The sequence below is a fragment of the Vibrio sp. PSi01 genome, from assembly GCF_054960695.1.
The window spans coordinates 94,122-106,539 of the sequence record NZ_JBHNYN010000002.1; the positions used below are offsets into that span (position 1 = coordinate 94,122).

Below are 12,418 nucleotides of genomic sequence, written 5' to 3' on the forward strand. Positions count from 1 at the left end.
ATTAGAATGAGTTCTCAGCGAGGTTGACATGGAACAGCTTGCAAAACAAAACAACAATATTGAACATCAAGCTAAAGCCGTTGCTGTTTCGAGCAACTGTAAATATCGTGCTTTAATATTCAAAGTTCTTGAGCGTCTGCAATTTGCGACTCTTGAAGTGATTGAGCGTGACCAACATTCAGTGTTCGGCGACAGAGAAGCAGACCTCAAAGGTCAAATCGTCATTCATGATGCTACTTTTTTTAGAGACGTTGTCATCAACGGTAGTATCGGCGCTTCAGAAGCCTATATTGACGGTAAATGGACAAGCCCTGACCTCACACACGTTATTCAGATCATGGCTCGAAACCAAGCGCAGCTTGACGAACTAGACGACAAAACTCAGTGGATCTCTCGCATCAAAAACCTGTTGTTGCGTCGTAAGAATGTGAACACTGAACAAGGCTCTAAAAGAAACATACTCGCACATTACGATATCGGCAACGAACTCTATGAACGCTTCTTAGACAGTTCAATGCAATACTCTTCGGCTATCTACAGCAAGGAAGCGGAGACCTTATCTAAAGCTCAGCAGAACAAAATGAAGACCATTTGTGAACGGTTAGAGTTATCGGAATCCGACAGTGTCGTTGAGATTGGTACGGGCTGGGGTGGCTTAGCTATTTTTATGGCTCAACATTACGGATGCCATGTCACTACAACCACCATATCAGATGCGCAACATGAGCTCGCGGAGCGGAGAGTAAAAGCGCTCGGTTTAACGGACAAAATCACCCTACTTAAAGAGGATTACCGCAACCTCTCTGGCGAATACGACAAACTCGTATCGATTGAAATGATCGAAGCCGTTGGTCATGAATACCTGCAAACTTTCTTTGAAAAGTGTTCTTCGCTGCTAAAGCCTTCGGGAAAAATGTTAATTCAAGCGATTACCATCGCCGACAGTCGTTATGAAAAATATCGCAAAGGCGTCGACTTTATTCAGAAATACATATTCCCTGGCGGTTGCTTACCCTCTGTTTCAGTCATGACTCAGCATCTTGCCACCAGCACTGATCTTGTGGTTCAAGAGATCGATGATATTGGCTTGCACTACGCTCGAACGCTAAGCGATTGGAACATCGCCTTTGAAAACAGCTGGGACGAACTTGAATCTCTCGGATATTCAGAAGAGTTCAAGCGCTTGTGGATCTTCTATTTCTGCTACTGTGAAGGTGCATTCAAAGAGCGAGTAATCAGCACTCACCATTTAGTGGCAAGAAAACCTCGTTACTTTGGAGCGAAAGATGAAACGGTTTTGGATTATTAATCTCGTTCTGTTTCAAGCGACCTGGGTTTGTAGTGCGTTTTTTACCGCGCAAGCCCCGTTCGTGACCCCATTGATCGTGGTGGTTCACTTCCTTCTTTCTCCAACCCGCAGAAGCGACCTCAAAATACTCGCTTTATTACCGTTAGGGCTGTTGCTTGATAGCTTCTTACTTCATTTCGGCGTGTTTGCAGTCGACTCAGAGATTGCTAATCAATCTTGGTTTCCTGTGTGGCTTGTTTGCCTGTGGATCATGTTTTTAATCAGTTTCAATCACAGCCTAAATTGGCTTTTAAAATGCTCGAAAGTGATCTTGTTTGTCATAGGGTTCGTAGCAGGTACTAGTAGTTATTGGGGAGGTATCAAAGCAGGTGCCCTCATTACTACTTGGCCAGATGCTTGGGTGCTTGCCGCCCTTGCAATAAGTTGGGGGATTTTGTTGCCCTTACTGGTGGCCGCCTACTCCAACTTGGTCCAACCTAAAATGGCAACAACGAGGTGATTTATGGCTTATTCACGCAAACCGACGCAAGCGTTCAGACCAGAGAGCGATAGCAGTCGCGTTCGTATTCATCCAGGCTCGTTTGCTCAAACCAGCTCTCAAAACCGGTCAAACCCGCAAACTAACAATAAACTGCTCAGCTTAATCGCCTTAGCGTTAGTTTGCGCTGCACTCCTTTTTACCGGAAATTCGAAAGCTTCTGCCGTCGATGATTTGAATAAGCGTGGTCAAGGCGAGATGAGTTACCTGTTTTGGACACTTTACTCGGCCGAGTTCTACACCACACCCTCTAATTCGGAGCGGGCGTTAAAAATTGAGTACTATCGATCTATTGATAGTCAAGACTTAGTAAATGCAACCAAAGATCAGTGGAGTAAACTTGGTTACTCTAGCAGTAACATTCAGCGTTGGTTGAAACCGTTATACGCAATGTGGCCGAACGTTGAAGAAGGAAGCACCCTAACCATCCGTGTCGCTGAAGATAATGTGAGCCGTTTTTATTTCGATGAACAACCTATCGGCACCATACAAGACAAACAATTTGGCGAGGCCTTTCTGGCGATTTGGCTCTCTGAAAACACATCCGAGCCGCTTCTACGCAAGCAACTTTTAGGTTTGAATAAATGAATCCAAAGACAAAAATATTAAAATTCACCCTAGCTATTTTGTCACTCACTTGGCTAGTCGGCTGCGGTTCGGCGAGTTTAGATAATCACGCAAACACCACTCCAGAGCTCAAGCTTGAAACCTTTTTCAACGGTGAACTTAAGGCCTATGGCATGGTTCTCGACCGTTCGGGCGATTTATTGCGACGCTTTGATGTCAAACTCATCGCCACTTGGGAGGGTAATAACGGAGTAATCAAAGAGTGGTTTTTTTTCGCTGATGGCGAGCGTTCAACTCGAGTATGGAACCTAATCAAGACCGGAGAAAACACGTATACCGGAACGGCCAATGACGTAGTTGGTACCGCTTATGGTGAAACTCAAGGTTCAGCTCTATATTGGAAATATGATTTAGAAATTGAAGTAGACGGCAGCACTTATGAAGTAGTCTTGGATGACTGGATGTTCTTAATGGACGAAAAACGCTTATTTAACAAAACTGAAATGTCCAAATTCGGTTTCAAAGTTGGTGAAGTGATCTTATACATTGAGAAAATTTGATTAACCCAATTTTAGGTTCAACAGAGTTTATCTGACATTCCTATAAGCCAACAAGCGCCATTCAGTCCTTACAAAAACCACAGCCTACAACATTAAATTGTAGGCTGTTTTGTTTAATCCCTCGAATAGCGTATCTGCAACATCAAGTCTCTGTGCTAAGATGCGCCACCAGCACACAAATAGGCTAGACTCACACACAGCAGTTCCTATTTGTTTCGCTAAGTGTAGATTCCCTACCATGATTAATTGAAAAGGCTTTAAAGCATGAGCAAGTTGACCTCAGCGGAGCGTAAAGCTCGCGACAATGAACGTTTCTCACAACGCGTAAACGACCGCAGAGAAAAAGGCGAAGACGTAGTTGCTTACGCATTGACCAACAAAAAAGCTGTAAAATTCCTGACTAAGTCAGAGAAAAAACGTTTCAACGAAACGAGAGCAACGCTTCAAGAAGAGAAGCGAGTTAAAGAACAAGAAGAACTAAACCGAATCGAAGACGCATTCACGATCAAACAGTTCGACGAAGAATAATCACGGCTGATTACTCAAAAGCGCTGGCTCAATGCCGGCGTTTTTACTTTCTAGCTCTGCTTCATCATTCTGCTCCTCCACTTTCACTATTCTGTAATCTCGATCTATCGTAAAGACTATCAACGAAGCTATCCGTCAACTTTGGCCATAGATCTCAGAAAAACTCAGCCTAGCCCCTTACTATCTCGAATCAACTCTACAAATTTAAGACAGTATGATTTTAATTACCGGATCAAGCAGCGGATTAGGTGCAGCTCTAGCGAAACAATATGCGAGCTCTACAACAGACGCTCAACGCGTAGCCATTACAGGTCGTAACGCGCAACGTTTAGCTGAAGTGGCGAAAATTCTGCCAGCGAATACCATTAGCCAAACCTGTGACTTATGTGACCCGCAATCAGTAAGCGATTTGTTGGATGCGTTACCTGAAACACCCAAACTGGTCATTCACAGCGCAGGCAGTGGATACTTCGGTAAGATAGAGCAGCAAGACCCAACCACAATCAGCGATATGCTTAAAAACAATATCGAGTCTTCAATCTTTCTGATTCGAGAAATGGTTAAACGCTACAAAGAGCAACCTGTCACCATCGCTGTAATAATGTCGACCGCAGCGCAAGGAGCAAAAGCGGAAGAATCAACTTACTGCGCGGCCAAATGGGCAGTAAAAGGCTTTATCGAATCGGTTAGGTTGGAACTAAAAGGTCACCCGATGAAAATCGTTGCCGTTTATCCTGGAGGAATGGCGACCGAGTTTTGGGGAACGAGTGGCAAAGCGATGGATACCTCAAGCTTTATGACAGCTACAGAAGCCGCTCAGATGCTGCAACAGGCGTTAACCAGCACTGAGCATGGGTATATTTCAGATGTCACAATAAACCGCGGCTAACACGTAAACAGAGAAGCGAATAGCTAAAGAGTTACATTCGAGTAATTATTTGTGAGGGTGAGCATGAAAGTGTGCGACAATGCTCGGCGTAAATTCATATTCAAGGTTTATTATGAAACTTCTAGTTCGTAACCTATCACGCTCTACTGCTGAGCAAGACATCCGTGTTCTATTTTCTGAGTTTGGCTCAGTAAAAGAGTGCAGCCTAGTTTTAGACCAAGAAACTGGTGAATCTAAAGGCTTTGCTTTTGTTGAAATGCCAGAGCACGAAGAAGCTAAAGCAGCACTAAACAAGCTGAACATGTCAAAGCTTGGCAAAAACACGATTCGTGTAAAAGTGGCTAACTCTTAATCGAGTAGATGCTTTGTAAGCCCTACGGCTTAACTGCAACACAAATGATAAAGCCTGTAACGATATTGCGTTGAAAAACGTAATATCGTTACAGGCTTTTTGCTGACCGCAAATCTCTTTTCATACGATTCGAATATGCCTACAGTCCTTCATGTTCATCAATAGCACGTCTTGCCTCTGCCATTGAACATCCAGATTCCATAACCAACTGAGCCACAGTCATTGAGGGTGTCGCGACCAACAGAGATGCCAAACATACCACTGGTTTAGGCAGTACTTTGTCGATTGCGATCGCTATCCAACCGTCTTTTTCGTGGGTTAACATCGTTTTAAACTCAACGAGCTGACGCTCTTGAGCGACCAACATCCAATTACGCGAACGACGAACGCGTTTTAACTGACATCCACACTCTTCAGCATTGGCCATCAATTGGCTCTTATCACTCACACGATGTACAAAACTATTCAATGGGACGCTAAACATAACTCTCTGATAACCAATCCATTCCTACCATTCAAAAGCTCTCTACCTATCTCTCCGAACTTTTTAACTGTTACTCAATAAACCGCACGTAGGATTACACAGACACAAAAAAACCGCCAGTGATGCACTAAGCAGCCTGGCGATTTTTCGTTTTTTAGGCCTAACGATCGATATCAGCAGCAGCTTTTTGAAGCACCGCTATCACAACAAATTGAACGAGTATGACTTCCTCGCTCAAAGCCATCAATCGCGTCCGCTAAAGCATTAAATGATTGCTCGATATTGTCGCGTGACGTCGCAATATTCATTCGCATAAAGTTAGGACTTTCAGCACCAAACCAATCACCTGGGGTTAAACCCATTTTAGCCTGCTCAAACACCACATTTTTTAGCTCTTCTCCCGAAAAGCCTAAGCCTGAGAAATCAAACCACATTTGGTAGGTGCCTTGCGGCTGAAAGACTTTTAATTGAGGAATACGTTGCTCTGTAAACTCGGTAATCCACTTAACCGTGTCTTGCAGGTACACCAACATGCCATCTAACCACTCTTCACCCTTTTCGAAGGCCGCCACGGTTGCAAACGTGCTGAATGCATTCCCGTGATCAAGATACATCGCGACCACATTGGTTTTGAACGCTTCAAATAGCTCATCATTGTTGGTGTACACATAGCCGTTTGAGATGCTGTGCATACCAAATGTTTTTGCCGGAGATCCAATTAAGGTGATGACCTTGTCGTAATCAAAGTTGGTTAAACTCGTAAAAGCGTGACCTTCAAAGATAATGTCTGAATGGACCTCATCACTGATGATCAATACATCATGACGCTTAGCAATCTCGATGACTTGTTCAATGTCTTGAGATGTCCACACGCGCCCAGTCGGGTTATGTGGATTACAGAAAATCATCGCCTTCACTTTTTGCTCGATGATTTGTTGTTCCATACCAGCGAAATCAATTTGGTAACCCTGTTTATCACTGCACAACGGGCTTTGCACGACCTGACGGTTTGCTTTATTCACCAAGTTAGAAAACTGATGATATGCCGGAGTGTGGATAAGCACGCCATCGTCTTCGTTGGTAAATTGACGCAATAACAGTGCAATACCTGATAGCACTCCCGGGACCTGAACAAATTTATCAGCCGAAAGGCTCACACCGTGACGCTTTGAATACCACTGAGACAAAGCTTCAAACACCTCTTGCTCACTAAATTCGTAAGAGTACACACCACGTTCAACCAATCGGTTCAGCTCTTGAGTGATAGGTTCTGCAACCTGAAAGTCCATATCAGCAATCCAATATGGGAATACATCTGTGGTGTTATAAATATTCTGTAGCATCTGCGGTTTGTTTTTTATAAACGCATTTTCACCATAGTTAGATGTGCTGTTAAACGCTGTCATGGAGGTGCCCTCAAATAGTATATTCGGTCTTTTTACAATCAACTGAATTGCATTAATACCCTTAAGACGATGGTGAAGCCAGAAAGACGAAACTTTTTAGAAAATAAGATGATGAGATAAAAATTAAACTCACTCTTCTACCTTTATCTCTGTTTTGACAGAGTTCGCGATAAAGCAGTTTTTATGGGCTAGGTGATGAAGTTTTTTGAGTTGTTTGGCGGTTGGTTGTTTAGAGCCTAGAAACACAATTTGAGGTCGTAGAGTCACCGTGGTAACCGATGAGCGGCCTGATTCATCTTCTTCAAGCACACCAATTGCAGCATCGACATAAGAGTCGACCACGTACTTCTGCTTTGCGGCAATGCCCAAAAACGTCAACATATGGCAGCTAGAAAGTGCCGCGATAAAGGCTTCTTCTGGGTCAACATTCTCTTCTACCGAAAACGGCAGTGGTACCACATGGGGAGAAGACGAAGCTGGCACAGTAGCACCGCCATCAAATTCCCACGTATGACCGCGGCTGTATTGATTATCGTTAAAGACTTCATCTTCCGCTTTTTGCCAACGAATGAGCGCACCGTATTCAGACATAGAACTGTTCCTTTTTAATGTTTATCTTATCGATCAGCAGGGTGATTGACACCATCGTTGGTCACTACATCGTCAATATCAAAAGGGTTTACCCCTTCCAAACAACCAATGTTAAACCCGTATTCATTTGGGCTAGAACGGCGTTGATGATGCGTATATATACCGCAGTTCGAGCAGAAGTAGTGCTTAGCCGTATTAGTATTAAATTGATAAAGCTTGAGATGCTCAGCACCTTTCAGAACCTTAATCCCATCAAGCGCCACAGAGCCAACTATCGCGCCTTTACGACGACAGATAGAGCAATCGCAGCGACGCGGCTTTTCGATCCCGTTAGGTAGGCTGAGTTCTAATTCCACCGCACCGCAGTGGCAGGTGGCTTTGTGAAAAGGTTGGATAACCGTGTTACCGACGACTTTCATTTCTCTCTCCAATCACGTCCTTATGTTGCAGGTATCATAACCAGAACGATGATCTCTGTCCGTAAGCTGACGCTGAGTTCGAGAGATCCGTCATACGTAGGTAAGCGTCTACTCTTTACCTGATCTTTCGACCAAACCACTGAAGTTCTCAAGAAGATAATCTAAGAAGAGTCGGATACGTTTCGGCTGATATTTCTTGCTGATGTACACCACATTCAAATCGGTACTGGACACAGACATCGCGGTATTGAAGTTCTTCATGTAGCCGTTAAGTAACGTCACAAGACGCTGATTATTGATGTCATCTTGCACATCCAGAATGGATTTCAGTGCAATCCCCTCTCCTTGTAGCGCCCAATAACGGATCACTTCGCCATCATCCGAAAATCGCTTGGGAACCACCGTCACAGCCTTCTTCATGTCATGATCTTGGAAGTGCCAGGTTTTGAGTTCTTCGTTGCTGCGAAGCATCGCCAGACACGCATGATCAACCAAATCTTGTGGCTTGATCGGCGTGCCGTGTTTAGCGAGATATTCTGGTGAAGCACATAGCACTCGTCGGCTTGGTGATAAGCGTCTAGAGATCAAACTACTGTCAACCAATTCACCGTAGCGGATCACGATGTCCATGCCTGATTCAGCGATATTCGATAAGTTATCGTTCAAATACAAGTAGGGAACAACGTCTGGATACTGCTGACAAAACTCAGTCAAAATAGGAAGAATGTACTGTTTCCCGATGTCTTTTGGCGCAGCAATCTTTAACGGACCTTTAACTTCTTTGACGCCATTTTGAATCAGGTTTTCGGCCTCGCTGACGTTGTCTAAAATCTCCAAACACGCCTTGTGATACAGCTCTCCAGAGTCGGTCAAAGACACATGGCGCGTACTTCGATTCAACAACTTCACACCATATCGTTCTTCAAGTGCTTGAAGCCTTGCTGTCATGGTCGCGGGTGATAAACCCAGTTCACGTCCCGCAGCAGCCAAACCTTGATGTTTCACGATACTGACGAACATCGCCATGTCTGAAAACTTATCCATGCTATTCGTGCTCTCGCCCTATTGTTCATTTAAACCGAATAATGAATTTATATTTTAGCCAATTATCAAATTTAGTCGAACAAATATAATGACAACCATCAGCAGAACACGCAGGAATTCAGACCATGAGCAACACACTAGCGAACCAAGAAAAGAGCACTTTTGTCATCATTGGTGGCACATCTGGTATCGGCAAAGCATTAGCAATGCAATTGAGAAACGAAGAAAACACGGTACACATTGCCAGTCGACACACAGGCCTCGATATCAGAGATGAAAAGTCAATTTGTGCTTACTTTGAGTCAATTGGTGCCTTTGATCATTTGGTAATAACCGCAGGCTCATACGCTCCGGGCGGAAAAGTGACAGACGTTGCTATCACAGACGCAAAAGCAGCATTTGATACAAAGTTTTGGGGAAGCTTAAACGTAGCCAAGCACGCCGCACGTTACATGACTCCAAACGGCTCAATCACACTCACAACCGGCATGCTGTCACGCAAAGTGGTTGCTGGTACTTACGTAAAAACCGCGATTAATGCCGCACTAGAGAGCGTGACTAAAGTACTGGCGAAAGAGCTATCACCGATTAGAGTCAACGCCGTCAGCCCCGGCCTTACCATGACTGAAGCCTACAAAAATATGGATGACTCAGCTCGTTCAACAATGTACGACAACGCGAAAAACAACCTACCAGCAGGCAAAGTCGGAGAGGCTAAAGATATCGCAATGGGCTATTTATTCGTGATTAACAACCCATATGTAACGGGGTCAATCATCGACATCGATGGCGGTGCTCTACTCGGTTAACACTCCGCAAAGAACAATCGTTAGGGCGTGTATGTAAACGTCCTAACAAACAAGAATTAACACAGGTACTTCACTATGAAACCAGAAGCGATCCATAAAGAAAAGATCCCATTCCAAGTTTGGATACTGACACTCGCGGCGTTCGCTATTGGTACGGCTGAATTTGTTATCGCAGGCATCCTTCCACAAATTGCCACATCCCTTTCGATCACCGAAGGTCAAGCCGGATACCTAATCAGTGCTTACGCATTGGCTATCGTTATTGGTGGCCCTATCTTAACCATCTACCTCGCACGTTTTAACAAGAAGATGGTACTGATTGGCTTAATGGCACTGTTCATCATCGGCAATATCTTGTCAGCCTTAGCTCCTAGCTACCCACTTCTACTTGCAAGCCGCGTTATCGCAGGCTTAGTGCAAGGTCCTTTCTATGGCATAGGTGCAGTTGTCGCGACCAATTTAGTGTCTGAGAAAATGGCAGGTCGTGCTGTTGGTCAGATGTTCGCTGGCTTAACACTCGCTAACGTTCTAGGGGTTCCCGCAGGAACTTGGGTGAGCTTGCAATTCGGTTGGCACACCACTTTCTTTACCGTGGCAGCACTTGGCACCATCGCCATGATTTCAATCTTAACGTCAATAAAATCTTCAGGTCACAGCGAAGCGAAAGACATCAAAACTCAGCTGTTGGCATTCAAAAATCCAATGCTTCTCATCAGCTTGGCGATCACCGCTTTTGCTTGGTCTGGCTTCATGACGCTTTACGGCTACCTTGCGCCTATCGCCATGCACATCACGGGTTACGGTCAAGAGTCAGTCACTTGGATCTTAGTGATTGTGGGTGTCGGCTTAATCATCGGTAACACCTTGGGCGGACGCTCTTCTGACAAAGATTTAGGCAAAGCATCGATGTTTTGGGCTGTCGCGATGATCGTTTCATTAGTAGTGGTTGGCCTTGTTGTAGACAACAAAATCCTATTCGTTGCAGCTGCATTTGTCTTTGGCATTGCATCATTTGCGAACGTTCCTGCTATGCAGCTTCGAGTAATGAACCACGGTGGCGAAGGGCAAGAGCTAGCAGCAACCGCGAATATCTCAGCCTTTAACTTGGCCAATGCCTTCGGTGGCTTCCTTGGCGGCATGGTACTCGACAGCCAACTAGGCGCAGGAATGATTCCATTCACTGCCGTTGTCGTTCCTTTCATCGGCTTGTTCTTGATTGCTAAAGCTAACCGAAACGGAAAGCCACAAAGCAACTCAATATTCGCACCAACAGAAGCTAAGTAATTTAAGAACTCAGAAACTTCAAAATGCCAATTCATTCTCAAACTGGCATTGGCACAGCAGCTAAAAATTCACAAAGGTAGAGACCATGAACAAATTATTCGAAACATCAGAACTAAAAGGCCTAGAACTGCAAAACCGCGTCGTTATGGCAACATGGTCGATTGCATCCAACCAAGAGAGATGACCCAAGCAGATATCGATCGTGTTGTTCAAGATTTTGCTAACTCAGCGAAAAAAGCAGTCGAAGCAGGATTCAACGGCGTCGAGATCCACGGTGGTAATGGCTACCTCATCGATCAATTCCTAAGAACCAATTCAAATAAGCGCACCGACAACTATGGCGGTAGCCGTGAGAACCGACTTCGCTTTCTAATCGAAGTAGTAGATGCGGTGATTGAAGCAATTGGCGCAGGCAAAGTGGGCGTACGTTTGGCCCTATTCATCACCTTCAAAGACATGAACTGCCCAGACATAGTGCCAACGATTTTAGAAGCGTCAAAAGCACTGCAGGCGCGTGATATCGCTTATCTGCACCTTTCAGAAGCCGACTGGGATGACGCACCGGTTATCCCTGAAAGCTTCCGAGTCGATCTAAGAGAGCTGTTCTCTAACGCTATCATCGTCGCTGGCAGTTACACACCAGAGCGCGCCGAAGAAGTATTGAGTAAAGGCTACGCCGATCTCGTCGCATTTGGTCGCCCATTCGTGGCCAACCCAGATCTCGTATCACGCCTACAAAACGGCAGCGAACTGTCAGAACTAGACGGCACCACCCTATTCGGCGGCAACGAAAAAGGCTACATCGATTACCCAGCGTTGGCGTAATTGAAAAGGCCTGCATGAAATCTTCAGGCTAATATAACTGTGGTTCTGATTCATACCCTGTGTTTTAAGATCCTGTTATAATTTGTTTTTATTGATATACGGTAAAATATAAACAACTCGATTTATTATTATCTGAAGCTATCAGGGGAATTCGAAATGGTTGATGTAGCAAGTATCTCTGCGGGAATAACGTCGATAAAAACAGCACTAGATATTACGAAAGAATTGAGGAATATTGACTCTTCGCTAAAGGACGCTGAAGTCAGGTTAAAACTGGCAGAACTCATTGAATCCCTATCTGATGCAAAAATCGCTGCATCTGAGTTGAGAGAGGAAAACCAAGAACTGAAAACGGCTATCAAAGAGTTAAAAGAGAAACTAAACCAAAATGAAGAAGTAGTATTTACAAACGGACATTACTTTTTGAAAACACCTCAAGAAGGACAAGCTCCAGGTCCTTTTTGTGCCAAATGCTACAACGACGATAAAAAATTAATTATTGAATCCGAACTACCTTCAACGTTCCACGATTTAGGTAAATACAAATGCCCGAAGTGCAACTCTGTCACTCAGTAGACTAGAAATACATTTCCGACAGGCAAAAGAAAGGCTCGCATGACTAGTGCGAGCCTTATGCAGTTTAGGGGGTAAACCACAATCTGATATTAATCTTAGACTAATTATTTAACTTATGAGCCTTTATGCACTTGCGCGCATTGATATTCTATTTTTAAATGATTCACTGCAATTAATCAATCGATAAAAGTTAGCGTTTGGTCAATTTAAACCACACAAAAATTAGCGATTTAGTGA

Annotated in this window: 15 protein-coding genes and 1 pseudogene; 11 read left to right on the top strand and 5 right to left on the bottom strand. The window is 44.3% G+C overall.

The features are described from left to right. Window positions 1–28: 28 nt before the first annotated feature. From ACFI6G_RS03555 to ACFI6G_RS03585, 7 genes are all read left to right on the top strand, one after another. Entirely contained in the window at window positions 29–1,309 is a 1,281-nt protein-coding gene (locus ACFI6G_RS03555; RefSeq protein WP_010432426.1) for an SAM-dependent methyltransferase, read from the top strand. Next, a complete protein-coding gene (locus ACFI6G_RS03560; protein WP_016790498.1) occupies window positions 1,287–1,808 on the top strand; it encodes a DUF2878 domain-containing protein in 522 nt (173 codons plus the stop codon). Before ACFI6G_RS03555 ends, ACFI6G_RS03560 begins: the two co-directional genes overlap by 23 nt. 3 nt (window positions 1,809–1,811) lie before the next feature. Beyond that, window positions 1,812–2,435, top strand: a complete 624-nt coding sequence (locus tag ACFI6G_RS03565; RefSeq protein ID WP_016787504.1) for a chalcone isomerase family protein — start codon at window positions 1,812–1,814, stop codon at window positions 2,433–2,435. Then, a complete protein-coding gene (locus tag ACFI6G_RS03570; protein ID WP_016766892.1) occupies window positions 2,432–2,974 on the top strand; it encodes a DUF3833 domain-containing protein in 543 nt (180 codons plus the stop codon). The genes ACFI6G_RS03565 and ACFI6G_RS03570 overlap by 4 nt, the downstream gene beginning before the upstream one ends. A 264-nt stretch (window positions 2,975–3,238) precedes the next feature. Continuing rightward, complete coding sequence (locus tag ACFI6G_RS03575) at window positions 3,239–3,502, top strand: hypothetical protein (RefSeq protein WP_010432418.1); 264 nt, start codon at window positions 3,239–3,241, stop codon at window positions 3,500–3,502. 214 nt (window positions 3,503–3,716) lie between these two features. Then, window positions 3,717–4,391, top strand: a complete 675-nt coding sequence (locus ACFI6G_RS03580) for an SDR family NAD(P)-dependent oxidoreductase (RefSeq protein WP_016790008.1) — start codon at window positions 3,717–3,719, stop codon at window positions 4,389–4,391. Between the two features lie 112 nt (window positions 4,392–4,503). Beyond that, window positions 4,504–4,743, top strand: coding sequence for an RNA recognition motif domain-containing protein (locus ACFI6G_RS03585; protein ID WP_010432413.1), 240 nt, complete (start codon window positions 4,504–4,506; stop codon window positions 4,741–4,743). A gap of 139 nt (window positions 4,744–4,882) precedes the next feature. On the opposite strand, the gene ACFI6G_RS03590 is transcribed toward ACFI6G_RS03585, so the two are convergent. From ACFI6G_RS03590 to ACFI6G_RS03610, 5 genes are all read right to left on the bottom strand, one after another. Beyond that, a complete protein-coding gene (locus tag ACFI6G_RS03590; RefSeq protein WP_010432410.1) occupies window positions 4,883–5,227 on the bottom strand; it encodes a ribosome recycling factor family protein in 345 nt (114 codons plus the stop codon). Between the two features lie 173 nt (window positions 5,228–5,400). Next, complete coding sequence (locus tag ACFI6G_RS03595) at window positions 5,401–6,633, bottom strand: MalY/PatB family protein (RefSeq protein ID WP_010432407.1); 1,233 nt, start codon at window positions 6,631–6,633, stop codon at window positions 5,401–5,403. A gap of 129 nt (window positions 6,634–6,762) precedes the next feature. Further along, window positions 6,763–7,224: an OsmC family protein gene (locus ACFI6G_RS03600; protein WP_371968182.1), complete on the bottom strand. Its 462-nt coding sequence runs from the start codon at window positions 7,222–7,224 to the stop codon at window positions 6,763–6,765. A 26-nt stretch (window positions 7,225–7,250) separates the two neighbouring features. Next, the gene (locus ACFI6G_RS03605) at window positions 7,251–7,643 is read right to left on the bottom strand and encodes a GFA family protein (protein WP_010432401.1); all 393 of its coding nucleotides are present in this window, start codon (window positions 7,641–7,643) and stop codon (window positions 7,251–7,253) included. A gap of 108 nt (window positions 7,644–7,751) precedes the next feature. After that, window positions 7,752–8,687, bottom strand: coding sequence for a LysR family transcriptional regulator (locus ACFI6G_RS03610; protein ID WP_010432398.1), 936 nt, complete (start codon window positions 8,685–8,687; stop codon window positions 7,752–7,754). A 125-nt stretch (window positions 8,688–8,812) separates the two neighbouring features. Between ACFI6G_RS03610 and ACFI6G_RS03615 the strand changes: the two genes are divergently transcribed. From ACFI6G_RS03615 to ACFI6G_RS03630, 4 genes and pseudogenes are all read left to right on the top strand, one after another. Then, window positions 8,813–9,496, top strand: a complete 684-nt coding sequence (locus ACFI6G_RS03615; RefSeq protein WP_016766886.1) for an SDR family oxidoreductase — start codon at window positions 8,813–8,815, stop codon at window positions 9,494–9,496. A 75-nt stretch (window positions 9,497–9,571) separates the two neighbouring features. Further along, entirely contained in the window at window positions 9,572–10,780 is a 1,209-nt protein-coding gene (locus ACFI6G_RS03620) for an MFS transporter (RefSeq protein WP_016766885.1), read from the top strand. Between the two features lie 147 nt (window positions 10,781–10,927). Next, a pseudogene (locus tag ACFI6G_RS03625) lies at window positions 10,928–11,605 on the top strand (oxidoreductase); the annotation flags it as partial. 156 nt (window positions 11,606–11,761) lie between these two features. Further along, window positions 11,762–12,181 carry a hypothetical protein gene (locus ACFI6G_RS03630; RefSeq protein ID WP_462710141.1) on the top strand — a complete coding sequence of 140 codons (420 nt, stop codon included), beginning with the start codon at window positions 11,762–11,764 and terminating at the stop codon, window positions 12,179–12,181. Window positions 12,182–12,418: the final 237 nt, after the last annotated feature.

What these genes read in the sequence shown, in the direction of transcription:
- ACFI6G_RS03565 (WP_016787504.1), top strand. Translation starts at nt 1,812, where the DNA reads ATGGCTTATTCACGCAAACCGACGCAAGCGTTCAGACCAGAGAGCGAT.
- ACFI6G_RS03620 (WP_016766885.1), top strand. Translation starts at nt 9,572, where the DNA reads ATGAAACCAGAAGCGATCCATAAAGAAAAGATCCCATTCCAAGTTTGG.
- ACFI6G_RS03570 (WP_016766892.1), top strand. Translation starts at nt 2,432, where the DNA reads ATGAATCCAAAGACAAAAATATTAAAATTCACCCTAGCTATTTTGTCA.
- ACFI6G_RS03600 (WP_371968182.1), bottom strand. Translation starts at nt 7,224, where the DNA reads ATGTCTGAATACGGTGCGCTCATTCGTTGGCAAAAAGCGGAAGATGAA.
- ACFI6G_RS03585 (WP_010432413.1), top strand. Translation starts at nt 4,504, where the DNA reads ATGAAACTTCTAGTTCGTAACCTATCACGCTCTACTGCTGAGCAAGAC.
- ACFI6G_RS03590 (WP_010432410.1), bottom strand. Translation starts at nt 5,227, where the DNA reads ATGTTTAGCGTCCCATTGAATAGTTTTGTACATCGTGTGAGTGATAAG.
- ACFI6G_RS03580 (WP_016790008.1), top strand. Translation starts at nt 3,717, where the DNA reads ATGATTTTAATTACCGGATCAAGCAGCGGATTAGGTGCAGCTCTAGCG.
- ACFI6G_RS03615 (WP_016766886.1), top strand. Translation starts at nt 8,813, where the DNA reads ATGAGCAACACACTAGCGAACCAAGAAAAGAGCACTTTTGTCATCATT.
- ACFI6G_RS03555 (WP_010432426.1), top strand. Translation starts at nt 29, where the DNA reads ATGGAACAGCTTGCAAAACAAAACAACAATATTGAACATCAAGCTAAA.
- ACFI6G_RS03605 (WP_010432401.1), bottom strand. Translation starts at nt 7,643, where the DNA reads ATGAAAGTCGTCGGTAACACGGTTATCCAACCTTTTCACAAAGCCACC.
- ACFI6G_RS03595 (WP_010432407.1), bottom strand. Translation starts at nt 6,633, where the DNA reads ATGACAGCGTTTAACAGCACATCTAACTATGGTGAAAATGCGTTTATA.
- ACFI6G_RS03610 (WP_010432398.1), bottom strand. Translation starts at nt 8,687, where the DNA reads ATGGATAAGTTTTCAGACATGGCGATGTTCGTCAGTATCGTGAAACAT.
- ACFI6G_RS03575 (WP_010432418.1), top strand. Translation starts at nt 3,239, where the DNA reads ATGAGCAAGTTGACCTCAGCGGAGCGTAAAGCTCGCGACAATGAACGT.
- ACFI6G_RS03630 (WP_462710141.1), top strand. Translation starts at nt 11,762, where the DNA reads ATGGTTGATGTAGCAAGTATCTCTGCGGGAATAACGTCGATAAAAACA.
- ACFI6G_RS03560 (WP_016790498.1), top strand. Translation starts at nt 1,287, where the DNA reads ATGAAACGGTTTTGGATTATTAATCTCGTTCTGTTTCAAGCGACCTGG.